Below are 19,174 nucleotides of genomic sequence, written 5' to 3'. Positions count from 1 at the left end.
GGCAATACTATTCCACTCTGTAAGAATACACGTTCTTATTTTATATCCTTTCTCAATATTTCCGCAAATGTTAATTTTTAGATTAAAAATAAAAAGCTCATCAAAAAAAGATACTCCTCATTTTATATGCAATTTTGCATCTCCACTTACAAATCACTAAAAAAACTTTACAATTCAAAGGATGACTAAATATACAATTTCTATTTAAAGTCTTGATACAGTCTATACTATCAACTGCAATATTTTTTCAACCTTAAGAATACTTACACTCTTTAACACTTTCCTTATAAACATGATTTTTATAAGGAAATCTGATACAATTCTTAAATAATATTATTATGTATAGATATAACGAACATAGTGCATAATTAAAGAAGGTGATTTCATTGAAATTAAATAAAAATTTACAATTATGTATATTAATCGGAACATTAATATGCTATTCAATCTATTTTATGTTTTTCTATCTGTTCCCTACTCATTTTTCAAATTCAGATGTACGCTTCGCTTCACTTGTCGTTGAAGCCATTACATTTGTATCACTGATTTACTCTATATATTCTAAAAAAGTCAGTTCAAATCCGTTTTGGATATGTATTACAATAGCAATTGGTAGTTTTTTATTAGGGAAAATAGTATATACATATCAAGATAGCTTCTTCGAAATTCCAATACATCGTTTTACGGTTTCTGATGTATTTTACATGTTTTTTCTATTTTTCTGTCTTATCGCTTTCTGCTATAAAATCTTAAAGGAATGCAATAAATGGGAAAAAGCGTTCTTTATTTGTGATATATGCATAGTGCTTACTTCCATATTTACATTAGAATGGTATTTATTTAATCAACCAAATTTAAATATATTCGCTCTTTCACTAGGAGATGTTTTCCTTTCATTTTTATACCCAATTGCAGATTTATTATTTCTACTGCTAGCTGTTAGTCTCTTTTTCCGTCCAACAATTTTTAATTCCAAACGGAAAATTTATATCTTTATTTTTGTATTAATAAGTTCTGCAACTTTTAACTATATTTATTTTTACTTAAATAACCACTTATCAACTGAAACGATAATATTATTACGTCTTTTATATAGAATACCTATATTACTTATTGCAATAGCTGGCTCTATTTCAGAAGATCATAATAGCCATAAAAATTATTTCCTTGTAAACCCTATAATAGGAAAAAAAGCTTTAGTTGTATTTCCCTATCTTGCTGTTGCAATACTAATCGGGTTTACATTAAAAGAACAAACATCATCTTCAACTCTCATTACAGGAAATTGTATTACTTTTATTTTCGTACTCATTCGTCATTCTATCGTACGTATGCAAAACAATTCCTTAACAAAACGTTTGCAGGCATTTAATGCCCAACTAGAAGAAAAAGTTACTTTACGGACTTCTGATTTAGTTCATAAATCAGAGGCTCTTTCTCAAAAACAACAAAAATTCAAATCATTATATGAATATCATCCTGATCCTATTTTCACCATTGATTTAAATGGAATATTTTTAAATGTAAATAAGGCTGGGAGTGTACTACTTGGAGCACCAACAGATGAGTTACTCGGTGAAACTTGTTTTTCGATTATTTTAGATGAAGATAAGCATAAGCTAGCATTGGCGTTAGAGAAAGTGAAACAACAAGAATCGGCATCCTTACAACTTAGTTCTCAATATAAAGATGGCTTTACTTATTTTTTATACGTTACAATCATTCCTATTATAATAGACGGACAAATTTCAGGAAGCTATATTATGGTGAAAGATATTACTGCACTAAAAAAACAGCAAGAAGAAATAAAATATTTAGCATTCCATGACACTGTAACGAAAATTGGTAACCGTGCCTTTTTCCATAAGAAATTAAAGAGAGTTATAAAAAATGCTGAAATAACAGAAAGCGAGTTTGCATTATTATATTTAGATTTAGATCGCTTTAAAGCAATTAACGATACACTTGGACATTCATCAGGAGACTACATATTAGAAGAAGTAGCAAAGCGCTTCCAATCATGTCTTCCATCACATACTCATCTTTCAAGAATCGGTGGCGATGAATTTACAATCATAATTGAAAACTATACTGACGAAGATTACTTATTCCAATTATGTAACCAATTATTTAAATGCATGAAAAAGTCATTTATCATACATGAGCATAAATTAACTTTATCACTGAGTATCGGCATCGCTATTTATCCACATTCCGGAATCGATACCGCTACACTTCTGAAAAACGCTAATGTTGCAATGTATGATGCAAAAGCAAAAGAACTTAACTCTGTATCTATTTATGACGATGTAATCGCTAAAAAAATTGAAAGACGATTGCGATTAGAAAAAGATTTACCAAACGCACTACAAAATGAAGAATTGTTCCTTTTGTATCAACCTCAAGTTGATAGTGAATCTAATAAAATTATCGGTGCAGAAGCTTTAATTAGGTGGAATCATCCTGAATTAGGTATTATTTCTCCATACGAGTTTATTCCGATTGCAGAAGAAACACTACAAATTATTTCAATAGGAAAATGGACATTAGAGCAGGCTTGTAAGCAAATGAAACGTTGGCACGCACTCGGATATTCACATTTAAAAATAGGTGTAAATTTATCTGCTAAAGAATTTGAACAAGAGGATTTTGTAAAATCTATTTCTTCTACTTTAACAAATACTGGTTTACCAGCAAGCTCTCTTGATCTTGAATTAACAGAGCGAATTGCAATGATGGATGAGCGAGAAACATTGATAAAACTGCGTACACTAAAAAGTTTAGGGATTCACATTTCAATTGACGATTTTGGTACAGGTTATTCTTCGCTAGCCTACTTACCTTTATATCCAATTGATACGTTAAAAATCCCGAGAGAATTTATTACAATGTCTGAAACATGTGATGATGGAATGGAAATTATTAAAACAATCATCACATTAGCAAATACATTAGGAATGTCTGTCATTGCTGAAGGTGTAGAAACGAAAGAGCACGTAAATTTCCTTCAAAAAAATAAATGTCAGTTTATTCAAGGTTATTATTACAGTAAACCTATTCATATTCATGCATTTACTGAGCTATTAGAAAACGGCATTCACCCATAGTACATAGCCAATTGAAATAAATAATAATGAATTTGAACAAATATAGTAAAAAGGAAAGAAGATACCTTCTTTCCTTTTGTTTTCCTATTTACATTTCTATTACTTCACCACTTCATTTATTATATCTATTAAATGATGAATCCCCTCATCATTTGTTTTCTTATATCCATTCATGTTTTGAATATATTTATCCTTATTTGTATACAACTTATTTACTGCATGTATAAATGTATTCGTACTTACTTTGTCTTGGAGTATAACTTCCGCATATCCTTGCCGTGAAAAATATTCAGCATTTAAAACTTGATCTCCTCTACTGGAACTGTTAGTTAACGGGATAAGCAACATCGGTTTCTTCAAAAATAACAATTCAGAAATAGCAGTAGAACCCGCTCTTGAAACTACAACACTTGCCATATTTAGTATATGCGGCAACTCATCGCCTATATATTCAAATTGCATATACCCCTCCGTGCCAATAGATGGGTCTATCTTCCCTTTACCACATATATGAATAATATTAAAGTTTAATAGTATTGTATCTAAACATTCCCTTACCATATCATTTATCCACTTAGCACCTTGACTCCCACCCATAATTAATAATACTGGTTTATCTTGCTGAAATTCACAATATCTTCTTCCTCGTAATACATTACCCTTCTCAATTTCTTCCCTTACAATTGGTCCTACATAAACCTTCTTCTCCTTATTTACATTTTCTCCTGTCTGAGGAAATGTTGTGCATAGCTTTGTAGCAAAAGGTAATGCTATTTTGTTGGCAAGCCCTAATGTGCTATCTGGTTCACGTATAATTATAGGCACACGATTTAACCATGCTCCTATAGCTACAGGAACTGAAACAAATCCTCCTGCTGAAAAGATAACGTCAGGTTTTGTTTTCTTAATTAAATTATAACTTTGTAAACAACCGCGTATAATTTTAAAAGGATCTTTAAAATTCTCCCAATCCCAATATCTCCTAAGCTTGCCCGTTGAAACACTATTGTATTTAACATTTTGCACTAATGATTTTTCAATTCCATTTTTGGATCCAATATACTCGACTCTCCATCCTTTCTCTATAAATTTAGGAATTAATACAATATTAATCATAACGTGTCCGGCTGTACCGCCCCCAGTAAAAAGAATCGTTTTGCTCATAACTTATACCCACCTTTATTATTAAAAATCTAGCTTTCTCTTTACCTTTTAAATGTAAATAAACTTATTATTTTTTATATAAATCCTTAACTCCACCTCTATATCTTGTAAAAGATCGTTAATGAGTTCATAAAAATCATTTCCATACTCACTACACTCGTATTGAGCAAAGATTTGAATCACATACCTAGTTTCCGTCTCTAATGCTGACTTTATTCGATTAACCCTTTTTTCTTCTACATACGCTTGATATTTATGTATTGCCTCATAAATAAGCAATACATGCGCTTTTTCATCTCTCCAGTCCTGCGTATCAACAATTGAAAGATATAGCGTATTTTGATTATCTATTACTTCATAACCATTCATATATTTCTTACATCCTTTTTTGTTTTTCATTGCATGTAGATGTCACTACATTTCGCATACTCAAGTACATCTTTTAATGATTGATGAAATTCAATTTCTGGGATCCAACCTAACTTTTTTATTTCCTCTATTGCTAAACTCTCATTTGAGTCGCTCCCTTTTTTCTCTGTTTCCTCTATAAAAAAATTTAGCTGTGTTAATTCTTTATATTGTTCTAGTACATCTAATAAAGACCGTTTTACTCCTGATCCGATATTATATTGTTTTCCATTTATTCCATCTCGTAATAACACATGATACGCTTTGACCGCATCACGTACATCTACAAAATCTCTACTATCTTTCAAACTGTTTACTTTGATAATAGCTTTACTTGTACCTGATTCTATCTCTATCATTTTCTTTGCAAGAATCGAACAAATACCATTCGATACTCCTGGACCAATTAAATTTGAGGGCTTTGCAATGATAATATTTGAATCCATTAATCCTCCCCAAGCCTCTGCAATAATGACTTGTATCGTTTTACTTAAACTATATGGATTTGAAATTTTTATTTCGTTCATACTATTTGCTTGCAAAGCAGATCCTATAACTAATGTTCTACAATGCGAGGCTTCTTGCTTAATTGCTTCTAATAAATATAACGTTCCTATTACATTAATCTCTATATATTCAAGGGCAGCTGTCCAAGATTCTATGACCGAATTCCTTCCTGCTAAATGCAATACGTAGTCTGGCTTTATTTGTTTCATCACCTTCATTACTTCGCTCTTATTAGTTAAATTACAAGTAATACCATTTCTAATTTTTTCTCTATGTGCACGATTTTGAAACATAGGAATTACATGAAAGCCCTGCTCTAAAAAATAGTGGCAAGCATGGCGTCCTGTGAACCCATTTGCACCAGTTATCAAAAGGCTCGCATTTTTTTTCATCGCAAAAATCCTCCTTTTAATAGCATTTGTTTCACCTCATGTTTTTCAAGTAAGTCTTGTTGAGAACTAAAACTCTTTACATCCACTAGAGGATAGCTAGAATAATATTCTTGAAGTCCTTCTATAGGAATAGTCGGTAGTACCACAAAATAATTTTGATCAAAACTTATACTTGTTTTACTCTCTACCTCAGATAGAAGCATTTCACTTAATTTTTCACCCGGTCTTATCCCTACCTCTTTTACCTTAATGTTTTCTTTTCCCGAATCTTCAATTAATAATTCTGCTAAATCTGTTATTTTACATGCCGGCATTTTCATAACAAAGATTTCCCCGCCTCTACCTTGAGATACGGCTTTAAATAACAACCCAACAGCATCTTCAACTGTTAAGAAAAATCTAGTCATATTGGCATCGGTAATCCCTACTTGTGAAGATTTTTTAATTTGTTGTTTAAAAAGTGGTACTACACTTCCACTCGTTCCTAAAACATTTCCACCACGAATACAAATGAATTTTGTTTTCTTCGTTTGTATATTCGCATGAACCATTAATTTTTCACCAATGGCTTTTGTCATCCCATACGTATTTGATGGATCAGCTGCTTTATCCGTTGAAACATATATAACTTTTTCAACTTGCATCTGTATAGAGGCTTCAATTACATTTTGCGTACCATGTATATTGGTTTTTATAGCTTCATAAGGATAATACTCACATACTGGAACATGTTTTAAAGCTGCAAGATGGAACACATAATGTACATCTTGGCAAGCATAGACTAGTTGATCTTTATCACGAATATCTCCAATAATAAATTTTAACCTATCATCATTTATAAACTGTTGCTGCATTTCAAACTGAACCGTTTCATTTCTTGAAAAAACTCTAATTTCTTTCGGTGATTTTTCTAATAGTTGTTTTATAAGTTCATGCCCCCACGAACCTGTCCCACCAGTAATTAAAATTATTTTATTTAGCATTCTTTTTCCTCCTACGAAACATCTCAATTTAAATAATATTTATTGAATTATTTTCAATTGATTCAAATCATAATCGTCGTTTGTTACATTTAATTGACAAAATAAAAAAACAGAAACTATTAAACATAGTTTCTGTTTTTCATTTCATCTCACAACAGTAAGATTTTTTATACGGTTTTCATGATAAATAAATTCCTTGTAAAAAACACCGCTCATTTATTTCTTATACTCGTAATAAAATAAATAGAATGATTCATAGCCAATAATCATGTTTAAATTTATGAAAAAGGGAGGTAACGGAATGGATCTAAGCAATTCAAATCATACATATAACGGACCTTCCAAAGCACTGCCCCTCTCCCTATTCGACGTAAAAAATGAATTAAAACAAAAAAGCAAGCTTATTCCTTCTGACACCATGTATAAATTAACGAAAGAAGAACAACTCATCATCAACAAAATAAAAATACAAACAGAACAACTAAATAAAAATAATGTTACAAGAACACGCGCATACTACCAATTTTACATTCAATATCCAGAAATACATTGGGCACTGCTTGGACATATGGTATCACGTAACGGCGGTTGGAATATGACTGATTTAAAGGGCGATTTATATACGAGAATTTTATCAGAAAAAGATCAATTCATATTTTTTTCTTTTTTAGAAAGAGGGAATTGGCTTATTTTCCAAGATGTATATCCTCAATTTTTACTTTACGAACAAAGTGTAAAGAGATCACAAAAGTTATTTCACCTTCTTTCTCACCTAAATGTTTCTACATTTATGGAAACGATGTGGAACCATTTTTGGAAAACAGGTAACAAAAAAACTTTAGCGATTGCAACTATTATTAATGAACAAAACTACTTAGAAAAAAGAGTGATTCAAAATGGACAATTTAAAAAGACTGTACTAAATAGTATTGGATTTAAACTCTTTGATTTCTTTCAGTTTAATCATATCCTTTTCCCATTCTACGAAAATGATAAGAAACAAAAAGTATTACTATTTGGTGATACAATGAAACATTTCACTTCCTTACATGAACGGATATTAATTGGAAAAAGATTGTACTCATTATTATTTCGAGATACACATATTTTATCTCAAATAATAAGCTGGGCTCAACACCATCCGCATACAGGATCTAGGAAAGATTACTGGCCCCATTTATTTTCGAGTGTAAATGAATCTTTTTCCCGTGAGTTTTATAAGCGCCGAATAAAGAAATGCCAGTTACGAAATGATGCTTATCGCATATACAGCCCTGCACTCATCTATGCATGGCGAGATATGAAGCATGAAGAAGTTGACAATAATGATTGGTTTACTGATTGGCAAGTTGTAAATTACTTAGTTGATAAGGAGGAAAATATAAATGGACAAATTACAGAAGACTACTGCAAAACACTCGAAAAAATTGAACTCGCCATTCTCGCAAAGAAAAATGTCCTCTTCCGAGAAGAAGAATGAGTTTCTAGCATTAGTAGTTACAACCTTTCTCTCTTCTATTATTGGAACTTGCTTAGATGCCTTTTTTGTTAATAAACAAATATATTCCTTTCCGGCTAGGCCCTTCTCATCCACATTTTCGGTTAATATAGCTTTTACATTGTTCGTACTGCCGATTTTAACAGTTATCTTTATACACATTTCAAAAAAATTATCTAAGGTTTCTAGAATTTTATTTATTATTTCAATCGGTATTTGTGCTAGCCTTTTTGAGCAGATTGCTGAAAGGTTAGGTTTATTTGTACATAGTGCGAATTGGAACCATACATATTCTTTATTTGGTTATATGATTTTTCATTCTTTTATTTGGAACGTATATAATTGGATAAAAAAATAAAGAGACCATTATAGGTCCCTTCTTAAGCATACTCTTCCGTTATTGCTAATGGTGCCAATGTTTGAAGGCTTTTAGAGCGTAAACGATAGGCAACGACTTTCTTCTTATATTGCTTAATGACATCAACATGTTCCTCATAGCTATATAGAGAAAATCTAATCTCTTTATTCCCTTTCTTCGTATCAATGACTATTGGTATCCCTTCTCCGTGCGGTGGGAAATAATGTTTATCTAAAAACAAAGCCTCATTAAATTCATGAATAACTTGTAGTTTCATTTCTCCCTCTATATTTTTTCCATCTATCGATATAGAAGTATTTTCCGCCTCAAGCTTTTGATGCAATTCAAATTTACTAATAATTGATTCTACAACAGAAGTGGGCATGCTAGAAACTAATACTTTAATAGCTCCAAAAACAAATAATGTAACTATAAACCATGTTGTCATTGTTATCATCTCCATTACATTTAAAAAATAAATTTCGTTCCATACGGTATTAGTATACTAATGAGTATGCCAGTTACAATCACATATCCATATTATGAAATCTCATTTAGCGTGTCGGCAAACCGTTTAATTCCAATTTGAATTTGTTCTATATTCGCTCTACCAAACGTAAATCGTATATATTCATTTTTCGAACCTAAAACACTGCCCGGAACAAATGCGACACCATTCCGTATAGATTTACCTAATAAGTTATATTCATCAAACTTTCCTTTCACTTTACACCATACATGTATTCCACCCTCTGGCGCGAAACATTCAACTCGGTCTCCCAATGTTCCTTCAAGCTCTGCAATTAATTCATCTCTTCTTTGCTTCAATTGTCCACGAAGTATCGTAATGTGTGTATGGAAATCCTTTGATTCTAAAAACTGATTTGCTACCCACTGCGTAAATACACTATGGCCAAAATCAACTTGTTGCTTTGCATCTGCTAAACGCTCAATTACGCGCGTAGGACCAATTATCCAGCCAATACGTAATCCTGATGCAACAATTTTTGATAATGAACTTATATAAAGAACATTCCCATTTTGATCCATTGATTTTAATGTCGGATTCACTTCTCCATTAAATGAAGTTAAACTATACGGATCATCTTCTACAATTGGTATACCAAATTCAGAAGACAGTTCTAAAATCTTTTTACGTCTCGCTAATGAAAGCACAGTACCTGTTGGATTTTGATAATCTGGATTCAAAAATACTATACGAATGCGATGCTTTTTGTGCAAATCGATTAAGTCATCTGGATTCATTCCATGCTCATCAACAGGTAAATGAAATATGTTTAAACCGGCCGATTTAAACATTGGAAGCGAAAAACAATACGAAGGATCTTCAATCGCGATCGCATCGCCAGGTTTTAATAAACATTGAACGATAAGATTAAGCGCCTGTTGTGCTCCAGACGTAATAAGAATAGAGCTTGAATCTGCTTCAATTTGTTTATATTGCTGAACATGTGCTGAAATTGTTTTTCTCAACATCTCATTTCCAAGTGGATGGTCATAACCGAGGTTTTCCATAAATGTTTTCTCTGACAAAATTGTTCGAAATCTATCACTTGGAATTAATTCTGGTGACAGTTCACCACTTGCTAAATTAATTAAATCATCTTTTTGTGTTTCCGTTCGAATTTGTTGAACGAGTGGTACGTTAGGTAAGAATGATCCGTCCTCCACGTACCTACCCCAGTTCGGTATTCGTTTATGTGAGACACCCCATATGTCTGTATTGACCCGTGTTCCGCTTCCCTTTTGCCGTTCTACTACTCCAAGTGATTTTAATTCTTCATACGCAGCTACTATTGTACTCCGGTTCACCTGTAATTCCTTTGCTAACATACGCTCAGAAGGTAACTTACTATCAGAAGGAAATTCACCTGAAGAAATGCCTCTTTCAATATAATCAGCAATTTGTTTATATACAGGTGTCTTATCTGCACGATTTGGTTTCCATTCCATCTAGTTCCCTCCTTTCAAAACGAACTATCCTCATTTTTTACTAACAGTATTCACCGTAAAAATAGTATTAATTAGTCACATTTTCTTATCCGTAAATGGATATATCCAAAATAGTCCTCTTTCTGATTACTCGATAGCTTCTGAAATTCCAACTTCATACTCTCATTTCAGTTCTTTCACAAACTATCAAATCATTACCACATACCATGTTACCCCAACCAGTAGAACAAAAAGAAGAAGAATATAGATTGCAGATAAGTTTTTCACATTTCTCTTTGTAGACTTTCCATAATTATCCTCCACGTTTCTTGCAACTAGTACAGTCCCAAATAGCGATACAATTACAATAATAACGACTAGTGAAATTGCAAAACTCATTGTCTTTTCACCTCTCTAAGACCCATCTATTTTAATTAAAGAACTTACATAAAAACCTTCCTCTTTAAAACGTTGATAACATACTACCTTTCTTCTCTTATCATAATAGATGTTTGTAAAAATCGAACCAACCACTTTCGCGTTTTTTTGCTCATCCACTTTAAAAATAAAAAGCAACTGATCACTTAAGACCAGTTGCTTTTTCGCAAGGTTAATTATATTCATTTTTCACTTAAAATTAATCCGATTTAAAAGTTTGATTTTTTCATAATGAAAAGTATCGTTCACACCATTTACAAAAAAGAACCTATGAAGGTCCTTTTTCGAATTGTACAACACAGCACTATGTTGAGTATCTTAAAGTTTATACTAATGATAAAGTGAAACTTTAATCAGCCCTCACCAATCGGGCTTTTACGGGCAGCAGGCTCCTACCTAACTTCTTTGCTTCCTCTGAATTTTGAGGCAGGGGTCTTACTGCCCGGCAAATAGCGGGATAAATGTTAATAGACTTATTCTTCAATAATGAATTGTGAAATTAGCATTTCTAAATTTTCGACTTTCTTTTTCATTTCATTAGATTTCGTCGTTATTTCTTGAATCAATGTGGCTTGTGCTTGAATTGATTGTACCGTTCGATTCGTTTCTTGTGCGACTTGTGTTGCAGTTTCAGAAACTATTGACAAAGAAGCATTTACTTCTTCTGTCCCAGCAGACATTTCTTCTGTGGCAGCAGACACTTCTTGAATTTGGGTCGTTATTCTATTAATATCTTGCATAATAGATGAAAATGCGAGTTCTGCCTTATGCGCTGCTTCTTTACCACCACTAGCCTGTTGTTGACCTTTTTTCATTACATGAACTGTATCCTCTGTATCTTGATGTATAAAACGTATTAAATTATTTATATCATTTACAGATGTTTTAGATTTCTCAGCTAGACCTCTTACTTCAGCTGCAACTACTGCAAATCCTTTTCCATTTTCTCCAGCACGTGCTGCCTCAATTGCAGCATTTAAAGCAAGTAAATTCGTTTGTTCCGCAATATTAGTAATAACATCTAACGCTTCTTCAATTTGTTGTGTACGCGTAACAAGTCTATCAATGACCTTAGAAGTTTCTTCGACAACTTCATTTACGCTATTCATTTGATGAATAGATTGTTTTATAACTTCACTACCAGAATTTGCTTGGTCTATTGTTGCAACAGCAACTTCAGCAACCATCGCTGAAGATTCAGCTACTGTTTGAACACCAGTTGCAATTTCTTCCATTGAAGTTGAACTTTCTTGAATACTAGTCACTTGTCCCTCTATTTCTTTATTTATTTCAGAAGTAGTTCGAACAACCTCGTTTGATATATGTGCTGCCGTTTTCGTCTCTTGTAGCATATTTTCAGTTGAAACAATCACTTCTTTCGCCGTAACCTTCACCTGACCGACTAATTGTTGCAAGTTATCTAACATACTATTAAAGGATTGTACAATATGGCCTAATTCGTTCTCGGATTTATAAGAAGTTCGAATTGTTAAATCTCCAGCAGATACTCGTTCCATATCTTTTTGTAATAATACAATTGGTTTTTTTATAGCATTTTTTGTTATAAAACCAATAAAAATGATTATTATGATTCCAACAAATGAAATAATTACAAATGTTATGATTGTATTTTTCACACTATTAACATTCTCTTTTTGTAGCTGTTCAGCAGCATTATTATTATATAAAATAAGTTCGCGAATAGACTGAATTGTTTTTTCCATATTAGGGTCAATTTCTTTTAAATAATAGCTATAGGCTTCTTCATTATTAGTCAGTCCCAAATCCTGTGCTTTTTTCATTTGTACTCTTAAATCTTTAAATTGACTTTGAAACGCATTATACAAATCTTTTTCTTTATGAGAACTAATTCTAGTTTCAAATTGTTTTAACAGCTCATCATTTTCTTTTCTAGTCTTATCCATTTCTATTATGAGTTCTTTCATTCTTTTTTCATCTTTCGATATCATAATCTCCATAAAATTCATATTAACATGGTAAAAATTTGATTCTACAATTCCTATCCATTCAATTGGTAATAGTCTTTCTTCATACATACTAGAAGATGCATTTTCACCTTTTTGAAGCCCTAAAAACCCGAGTGAAGATAACATAATACAAGCCAAACTCGATATAATGACTAACACATTTAATTTCGTTCCAATTTTACTATTTTTAATAAAAGACAACAAAATCACTCCATCTATATATTATATTTTACTTGTTTTATATTACAACAACAATCGACATTTATCGACATTTTTTTATTAATCTTATAATTATATTCGAAGAACTTGATTCTCATACTATCAAATACTAAAAAGTCTTATGGGAATTCCACAAGACTTTTAATAGAGTTATATTGTTTCTATGAAATTATGATAAAAATTAAAGCGACTTATTAGTTCTTATAACTTCTTGATAGAGAATCGGTGACCACTTATCACTAACATAATCTTGGATAACCCAACCAACTCTTTTTGGATTCTCTTGTTTAATATATGCCGCGATCTCGGGATTTATATAAGACGCATAATAATATGGACTATTCCATGCTGTACCACCCGAAGACAAGCTTGTAAAATTAATATATAGATGATTTAAATCCTCGCTATTATTCATCGTTTCATTCATCGTATCTTTAATAGATTTTACTTTCTCATCATAACTCACTTTATATTTATCTTGTACTGTTACATTTACATTTTGATTTACAGTTGTGGTAAACGTCTCATTATCTGGCCAATAAAAATTATTATATCCTCCAGATTCATTACTACCACTATATCTTTTTAGTAGTACAATTTTCCCACGAGCATCTCCAAGTTTTATATTTCCTTCTGTTTTTAAAAAGATAGGATCAACAAAATAATTTTTTTCAAACGTACTACTAAATGGACCTTCTGCCCCTTTCATATCCTCATACTCTTTTTTTAAAGACATAATAATCGTTTCACTCGGGTTATCTTTTAAAAATTGTTTCGCTTCGTTTATGAATTCATGCAGTGTTACATAAAGATATAATGGCCCATGATGAAGAACTATCGTATTATCATCTGTTAAACGTCCTCTTATATCAAAAATGCGAGCTCCATGGTCCATTTGATAGCGAAAATCATATTCTTGCGTCATTCCCCATACTTGCTTAATCGGATTTTGCAACTTGAACGTTCCACTATCGTGTGTTCCTGGAATTGAAATTCGTGATAACGGGATATTATCAGGTATAGGTTGCATCCATTTTGACCAATTTTCAAGCTCATTAACAGAGCTAGCTGCAACTACTCTCTTATCATGTAAAGCAAATACAAATGTGATAAATATTGTACTACATATGAATAATTTCAAAATTAACTTTTTATTGCTCATTATTATCCCTCTCTTTTTCTGTTTTTATATCAAACTTATTGAATATAATATAAGCTAGTTCATAAAAAATAAATAACATTTCATCAATATGAAATATTGCATAGAAGTAAAGTTAAAAAATCATTCACATATACTAAATTAGAAAAATTTAAAGGAACTTCATCTGAAGTTCCTTTTACTTATTTTATGTTCAATACGTATGAACCATCTTTATTCTCATATTTATAGACGTATAAATAATATTTACCTGGCTTTGCATTATAAGTTCCTTTAACTACATTTCCTTCATTTTCACCATATGCTACATAGTTATTTAAATCTGATTCATGATGAAGTACCCATGTCATTCCGATATTTTGTTCATTTAGTAGAGAAATATTAATATTTTCCGGCGAGTCAATTTGGAAAGTAAATACATCTACTCTATCACTATTATGTAGCGTTCCTTTCACCGGTGTATGAAAGTTAACTTTATTTGCCTGTCTAGGCTCATTATTTGGTTCATTTTCTGTTACTTGTAATTCATTCCCACCGTTTGGTTTTCTTTGTTCATAGCCTAAGTTTACTAGTATAGACTTCAAATCTGGTAAAACACCAATTTTATCTGCATATGGATCTTTAGATTTTGTTCCTGTGCTCTGGTTGCTTAATATTGCTCTTAGTTCACTAGGTCTATATGGTTGTCCTAAATTTTCTTTAGCAATGCTTTGTACTAAAGTCGCTGCCCCAGCAATAATTGGCGAAGCACTAGATGTTCCGCTAAAGCTTGAAGTATAAAGATTTACAGCACTTCTACTTTGCTCGGCTGTAGTTGTATCTACATTTTCTCCCCATCCGTACACATCAATACGGCTTCCATAATTCGAAAACCACATACGTTCATGAGGGAAAGATGAAGAGCCAGCTCCTACCATAATTGCACCCGAATCTTTAAAATCTTTACTATTACGATTTAAGACTTGCTTACCCTTTCTATCTTTGAACTGATCTAAATCATTCCACCCATTTGCTCCAGCCTCTATAATTACAATTCCCTTATCTGTACCAGCACGAATTGCATCAAAAATATCTGGTTGTACTTCAACAGGTAAATATTTATCACCATATCCATCAAAGGATGCTTGCGCCTCTAACAATAAAACATCCCCAGCTTCTAACTGATTTACAGCGCTTAATATTGCATCAGCCGTATTATACTGTCCGTTATCTCTTATTTGAGAGATAACCTTTGCTTTCGCTTTTGGCGCAATCCCAATATTCCCGACTTCATTGTCCTCAGAGGATACAATTCCTAGTACAGACGTCCCATGACCGACATGCTGATTTATATTTCTTCCAGACATTAATTCAATATTTTGATGTAATAAATCCTCATGATTTAATAGCCATCCGTATTCCATATCAACAAAAGTGATACCATTTCCATTACCGCCTTGAACTCCCCAGGCGAAAGGCGCATTAATACCGTATGGGGCTGCTTCAAGATAACCTTGTTTTTTAAATCTAGGATTGTTATTAGGATTAAGAGCTACACTTGATGATTGCACTTCAGGTGGCATTATTTTCTCTTGTTTCTTCATATACGCATCTTCTATTAAAGAAGATGCCTTTAACTTATCTACTATTTCTTCTTCATACCCACTATTTTGATTTTGAAGAATATAGTAGTTTAATAAACTTGTAGATACATGATTAGGTGCTTTCACTTCAAGGTTTTGTATTTGTTCCGGGCTTACAGATGTGAATAAACGAGTAAATGTTACATCGGGATATTCTGTCAAAAGATCTTTTATTACTTTATCATTCGTTTGAGATTGTATTTGTTTTTCAATACCATCTTCATATGGAAAATCCAAATCTGCTTTAAATTTTACAATGATTTGCTTATCTGTTTCTTGTTCTATCCCTAATTTACTCTGCTGTTCTATAGAATCAGCATGTACACTATTGATAGTACCTCCTGTTCCTAAAAGTGTTGTAATGATTACAGTTGACGCATACATTTTTTGAAATATTTTCATTACATCAATCCTCCTATTAATAATTATTAATCATTATATTAATCTACAATGATTTTATTTCTATAACGTATTCCCTTTCTACTAAATAGATTATAGTAATCAGAAATATGAACTTCAATGTATTTTCATATGCAATATTTCATATTCTGACTCAACACTACACGCATATGAAACTTATAGTGATTATTTATTTTATATGTGCTAATATACTTACATTAATATATTACGCATATACACATTCTTAACTACATTACTTAATAGTTTCACCTTAATTTTTTCTTAGGAGGATTTACAATGAAATTACTAAAAATCAAACATATAATCCCTTTATCTGCGGCTGCAATTACATTCGTATGTAGTCAAAGTACAGCTGAAGCTTCTACCATTCATACAGTAAAAAAGAACGATACACTTTGGGGCATTAGCAAACAATACGGAGTTTCAATACAATCCATTAAACAGGCTAATAATAAAGGAAACGATCAAACATTTATTGGCGAACAGTTACATATTCCAGGGTCCGTGAAATCAAATGAAATCACTGTTCCTCAAAACGCCAAGCCTGCGAACATTTCTGGACAAATTATTTATCAAGTACAACCGGGAGATTCATTAGAATCGATAGCAAAGCGTTACAATGTCACTGTCCAATCTATAAAACAAATTAACAATACAGTCGGAAATAAGCTTTATACAGGACAACATTTAAAAATCAACTCAAGCATTTCACAAAAAGAAAAAGACTTAATGGCACGCTTAGTTACCGCTGAAGCAGGTGGCGAATCCTATAAAGGAAAAGTAGCAGTAGCGAAAGTTATACTAAATCGTGTGAATGCAAAAGGTTTTCCAAATACAATAACAGGCGTTATTTATGAACCTATTAAATACGGATATGCATTTACTCCTGTTACAGATGGAAGAATTAATCAGCCTGCAAGCGCAGAAGCAAAAATGGCTGTAGAAGAGGCTATCTCCACAAATGGAGTACATTCTGACTGGCTTTATTTCTACAATCCAAAAACATCAACAGACAAGTGGATTACGACACGTCAAACAGTAGCAGTAATCGGTAACCATGTTTTTGCTAAATAAGATTTAAAATCATTAACAGACCTCTTCACTTAAAAGGTCTGTTTTTTTCTATGTAAAATGTTATTAATCATATGACATAGTTATTTTTTAAACTGTTTCTTCTTTCAAATAAAAATTTTTGTATTTACTCCACCACTCGTAGAAATTAATAAAGCATCAAGTTCAAAAACTCTCACTTTATTAATAAAAGCTATTTCTTAACTTCATAAAATTGTTATACACTAGAAAAATAAAAAACAAACTATTCGTTAGCAGGTGGAAGAATATGTATGATGTTACGATTATCGGCGCTGGAGTAAGTAGCATTTTTATGGCTTATTCACTAGCTAAAAGTAACAAAAAAGTTTTAATTCTTGATAAAGGTAAAGCGCTAGAAGAACGCCATTGTCCGTTAGACGAAGGAAAGGCGTGTAATTGTACTACATGTGATAAATATTTCGGGTTTGGTGGTTTAGGAAAATCTGAAGGGAAATTTAATTATACAAACGGATTTGGCGGAGAACTTGAGCAAAAAGTCGGTAAAGAGGGCTTTATACAACTCATGGCTGAAGTAGATGAAATTCTATGTCAGTTTGGTGGAAGTTCGGTTTCAAAATATTCTACTGAAAATTCAAGTCTCACTAAGAGAGCTGAAGCGTGTGGTTTACAAATACTAACAACAGAAGTAAGACATCTTGGTACTACACTTTCCAGTAATATTTTTCAGCAGCTCTATGGCTTTTTACTTACGAAAATAAAAATCCAATTTCATATAGATGTACAACATATTCTGAAACAGGAAGATTATTTTACAATAGAGACAAATCAAGGAACAGTTCAAACTAAGCAACTAGTATTTGCAACTGGGCGCTCTGGGGCCGATTGGTTAAAAGAAATGTGCAGTTCCCTAAATATTTCTCAGAAGCAAACACGTGTAGATTTAGGAATTAGAGTAGAAATGAAAGAACATCAATTACGTTCTATATTAAAAGATACTTTTGAAACAAAACTTTCTTATCAAGGTGAGCATTTCACAGCAACTACTTACTGTATGAATCCAAAGGGACGCATCATTCGAAAGTACGAAGAAGGTTTAGTTATGCCTGACGGTCAAAATTTTCGAGAACAAGGAACTGGCACTTCTAACCTAAATTTCACTTTATTTATTCCTCGCTATTTTCCAACTCTCAAAGAAGCAAATGTATACGCAAGTTCAATTATTAAAGGCATTAACCAAGGACGAGATCGGATTGTTATACAGCGCTTAGAGGACTTACTAAAGAAACAACCTACGGTGGAAAACAGCATGGAACATAATCGTATACAGCCTACACTACAGGGGGATTATGGAGATTTGAATCAAGAAATCCCTCAATTATATATTGAAGGGCTCAAAGAATTTTTATTCCGTTTAGAACAATTTATACAAGAGCCTATCGATCAACATACTTTACTATATGGAATTGATGGAAAGTTCTATGCTCCTACGATAAGAATTAATAATCATTTTGAAACTAGTATACATGGGCTATTTTTAATTGGAGATTGTTCAGGCGTTACGCATTCATTATCTCAAGCAGCTGCAAGTGGTCTGTATGTTGGAAAGTACTTATCTGACATTTAATTTCTATCATTAAAATGTCAGTCAAATATTTTCAATTTCAAAACACTTTACTTACATATAGTAAAAGTATATTAATAAGCCCCCTATCCTTCCCGGCTAATGATTAACCGACAAAAAATCGGGATTTTACAAAATACATGTGTAATATAACTGTATAATTAAAACGATTGGCATTCAATTCTAATAAATTGAATGTCAACAGTTTTAAAAGTCTCTATCCATTTTCACCTTTATTTGTTCGATATTTTGTAACATCATCATAGTGTTTAATATGGTAGGAT

16 protein-coding genes are annotated in these 19,174 nt (G+C 32.1%); 5 read left to right on the top strand and 11 right to left on the bottom strand.

Translation table 11 applies throughout. The features are described 5' to 3' along the window. The first annotated feature begins 386 nt into the window (after window positions 1–386). On the top strand, window positions 387–3,107 hold the full coding sequence (locus tag AC0OM3_RS05500; protein WP_474211170.1) for a sensor domain-containing protein: 2,721 nt from the start codon (window positions 387–389) through the stop codon (window positions 3,105–3,107). 99 nt (window positions 3,108–3,206) lie between these two features. Here the strand turns inward: AC0OM3_RS05500 and AC0OM3_RS05495 are convergent, their stop codons facing one another. Genes AC0OM3_RS05495 through AC0OM3_RS05480 form a run of 4 tightly spaced genes read right to left on the bottom strand, consistent with a single transcriptional unit; the run spans window position 3,207 to window position 6,561 of the window. Next, window positions 3,207–4,271 carry an undecaprenyldiphospho-muramoylpentapeptide beta-N-acetylglucosaminyltransferase gene (locus AC0OM3_RS05495; protein ID WP_061884506.1) on the bottom strand — a complete coding sequence of 355 codons (1,065 nt, stop codon included), beginning with the start codon at window positions 4,269–4,271 and terminating at the stop codon, window positions 3,207–3,209. 48 nt (window positions 4,272–4,319) lie between these two features. Then, window positions 4,320–4,670, bottom strand: a complete 351-nt coding sequence (locus AC0OM3_RS05490) for a DUF6572 domain-containing protein (protein ID WP_074593605.1) — start codon at window positions 4,668–4,670, stop codon at window positions 4,320–4,322. Further along, window positions 4,667–5,578 (bottom strand): NAD-dependent epimerase/dehydratase family protein, encoded by a 912-nt coding sequence (locus tag AC0OM3_RS05485; protein WP_474211169.1) that lies wholly within the window; start codon window positions 5,576–5,578, stop codon window positions 4,667–4,669. The genes AC0OM3_RS05490 and AC0OM3_RS05485 overlap by 4 nt, the downstream gene beginning before the upstream one ends. After that, window positions 5,575–6,561 carry a UDP-N-acetylglucosamine 4,6-dehydratase family protein gene (locus AC0OM3_RS05480; protein ID WP_000932600.1) on the bottom strand — a complete coding sequence of 329 codons (987 nt, stop codon included), beginning with the start codon at window positions 6,559–6,561 and terminating at the stop codon, window positions 5,575–5,577. The genes AC0OM3_RS05485 and AC0OM3_RS05480 overlap by 4 nt, the downstream gene beginning before the upstream one ends. A gap of 301 nt (window positions 6,562–6,862) precedes the next feature. Here AC0OM3_RS05480 and AC0OM3_RS05475 point away from each other — a divergent pair, with 301 nt between their 5' ends. Both AC0OM3_RS05475 and AC0OM3_RS05470 read left to right on the top strand, forming a co-directional pair. Next, entirely contained in the window at window positions 6,863–8,041 is a 1,179-nt protein-coding gene (locus AC0OM3_RS05475; RefSeq protein WP_474211168.1) for a DUF2515 domain-containing protein, read from the top strand. Beyond that, entirely contained in the window at window positions 8,016–8,417 is a 402-nt protein-coding gene (locus tag AC0OM3_RS05470; RefSeq protein WP_474211167.1) for a CBO0543 family protein, read from the top strand. The genes AC0OM3_RS05475 and AC0OM3_RS05470 overlap by 26 nt, the downstream gene beginning before the upstream one ends. 22 nt (window positions 8,418–8,439) lie before the next feature. Here the strand turns inward: AC0OM3_RS05470 and AC0OM3_RS05465 are convergent, their stop codons facing one another. The 7 genes from AC0OM3_RS05465 to AC0OM3_RS05435 form a co-directional block, all read right to left on the bottom strand. Further along, window positions 8,440–8,865, bottom strand: a complete 426-nt coding sequence (locus AC0OM3_RS05465; protein WP_000214631.1) for a YfmQ family protein — start codon at window positions 8,863–8,865, stop codon at window positions 8,440–8,442. A 92-nt stretch (window positions 8,866–8,957) separates the two neighbouring features. Continuing rightward, entirely contained in the window at window positions 8,958–10,391 is a 1,434-nt protein-coding gene (gene pdxR, locus AC0OM3_RS05460; protein WP_474211166.1) for a MocR-like pyridoxine biosynthesis transcription factor PdxR, read from the bottom strand. A gap of 186 nt (window positions 10,392–10,577) precedes the next feature. After that, complete coding sequence (locus tag AC0OM3_RS05455) at window positions 10,578–10,769, bottom strand: hypothetical protein (RefSeq protein ID WP_000006453.1); 192 nt, start codon at window positions 10,767–10,769, stop codon at window positions 10,578–10,580. Window positions 10,770–10,784: 15 nt separating this feature from the next. Then, window positions 10,785–10,994 carry a hypothetical protein gene (locus AC0OM3_RS05450; protein WP_474211228.1) on the bottom strand — a complete coding sequence of 70 codons (210 nt, stop codon included), beginning with the start codon at window positions 10,992–10,994 and terminating at the stop codon, window positions 10,785–10,787. Window positions 10,995–11,281: 287 nt separating this feature from the next. After that, window positions 11,282–12,997, bottom strand: a complete 1,716-nt coding sequence (locus AC0OM3_RS05445) for a methyl-accepting chemotaxis protein (protein WP_000008148.1) — start codon at window positions 12,995–12,997, stop codon at window positions 11,282–11,284. Between the two features lie 199 nt (window positions 12,998–13,196). Further along, a complete protein-coding gene (plcA, locus tag AC0OM3_RS05440) occupies window positions 13,197–14,177 on the bottom strand; it encodes a phosphatidylinositol diacylglycerol-lyase (RefSeq protein WP_474211165.1) in 981 nt (326 codons plus the stop codon). A 179-nt stretch (window positions 14,178–14,356) separates the two neighbouring features. After that, on the bottom strand, window positions 14,357–16,198 hold the full coding sequence (locus AC0OM3_RS05435) for a S8 family peptidase (RefSeq protein WP_474211164.1): 1,842 nt from the start codon (window positions 16,196–16,198) through the stop codon (window positions 14,357–14,359). Between the two features lie 294 nt (window positions 16,199–16,492). Between AC0OM3_RS05435 and AC0OM3_RS05430 the strand changes: the two genes are divergently transcribed. Continuing rightward, complete coding sequence (locus tag AC0OM3_RS05430; protein ID WP_000771012.1) at window positions 16,493–17,290, top strand: cell wall hydrolase; 798 nt, start codon at window positions 16,493–16,495, stop codon at window positions 17,288–17,290. A 265-nt stretch (window positions 17,291–17,555) separates the two neighbouring features. Then, on the top strand, window positions 17,556–18,893 hold the full coding sequence (locus AC0OM3_RS05425) for an NAD(P)/FAD-dependent oxidoreductase (RefSeq protein WP_474211163.1): 1,338 nt from the start codon (window positions 17,556–17,558) through the stop codon (window positions 18,891–18,893). Window positions 18,894–19,174: the final 281 nt, after the last annotated feature.

This window comes from Bacillus sp. FAU20 (assembly GCF_056033865.1).
The sequence above is the reverse complement of the archived record's forward strand: the minus strand, read 5'-3'. Positions and strand labels throughout refer to the sequence as shown.

What these genes read in the sequence shown, in the direction of transcription:
- AC0OM3_RS05480 (WP_000932600.1), bottom strand. Translation starts at nt 6,561, where the DNA reads ATGCTAAATAAAATAATTTTAATTACTGGTGGGACAGGTTCGTGGGGG.
- AC0OM3_RS05470 (WP_474211167.1), top strand. Translation starts at nt 8,016, where the DNA reads ATGTCCTCTTCCGAGAAGAAGAATGAGTTTCTAGCATTAGTAGTTACA.
- plcA (WP_474211165.1), bottom strand. Translation starts at nt 14,177, where the DNA reads ATGAGCAATAAAAAGTTAATTTTGAAATTATTCATATGTAGTACAATA.
- AC0OM3_RS05435 (WP_474211164.1), bottom strand. Translation starts at nt 16,198, where the DNA reads ATGAAAATATTTCAAAAAATGTATGCGTCAACTGTAATCATTACAACA.
- AC0OM3_RS05430 (WP_000771012.1), top strand. Translation starts at nt 16,493, where the DNA reads ATGAAATTACTAAAAATCAAACATATAATCCCTTTATCTGCGGCTGCA.
- AC0OM3_RS05475 (WP_474211168.1), top strand. Translation starts at nt 6,863, where the DNA reads ATGGATCTAAGCAATTCAAATCATACATATAACGGACCTTCCAAAGCA.
- AC0OM3_RS05485 (WP_474211169.1), bottom strand. Translation starts at nt 5,578, where the DNA reads ATGAAAAAAAATGCGAGCCTTTTGATAACTGGTGCAAATGGGTTCACA.
- AC0OM3_RS05465 (WP_000214631.1), bottom strand. Translation starts at nt 8,865, where the DNA reads ATGACAACATGGTTTATAGTTACATTATTTGTTTTTGGAGCTATTAAA.
- AC0OM3_RS05425 (WP_474211163.1), top strand. Translation starts at nt 17,556, where the DNA reads ATGTATGATGTTACGATTATCGGCGCTGGAGTAAGTAGCATTTTTATG.
- AC0OM3_RS05450 (WP_474211228.1), bottom strand. Translation starts at nt 10,994, where the DNA reads ATGAATATAATTAACCTTGCGAAAAAGCAACTGGTCTTAAGTGATCAG.
- AC0OM3_RS05490 (WP_074593605.1), bottom strand. Translation starts at nt 4,670, where the DNA reads ATGAAAAACAAAAAAGGATGTAAGAAATATATGAATGGTTATGAAGTA.
- pdxR (WP_474211166.1), bottom strand. Translation starts at nt 10,391, where the DNA reads ATGGAATGGAAACCAAATCGTGCAGATAAGACACCTGTATATAAACAA.
- AC0OM3_RS05455 (WP_000006453.1), bottom strand. Translation starts at nt 10,769, where the DNA reads ATGAGTTTTGCAATTTCACTAGTCGTTATTATTGTAATTGTATCGCTA.
- AC0OM3_RS05495 (WP_061884506.1), bottom strand. Translation starts at nt 4,271, where the DNA reads ATGAGCAAAACGATTCTTTTTACTGGGGGCGGTACAGCCGGACACGTT.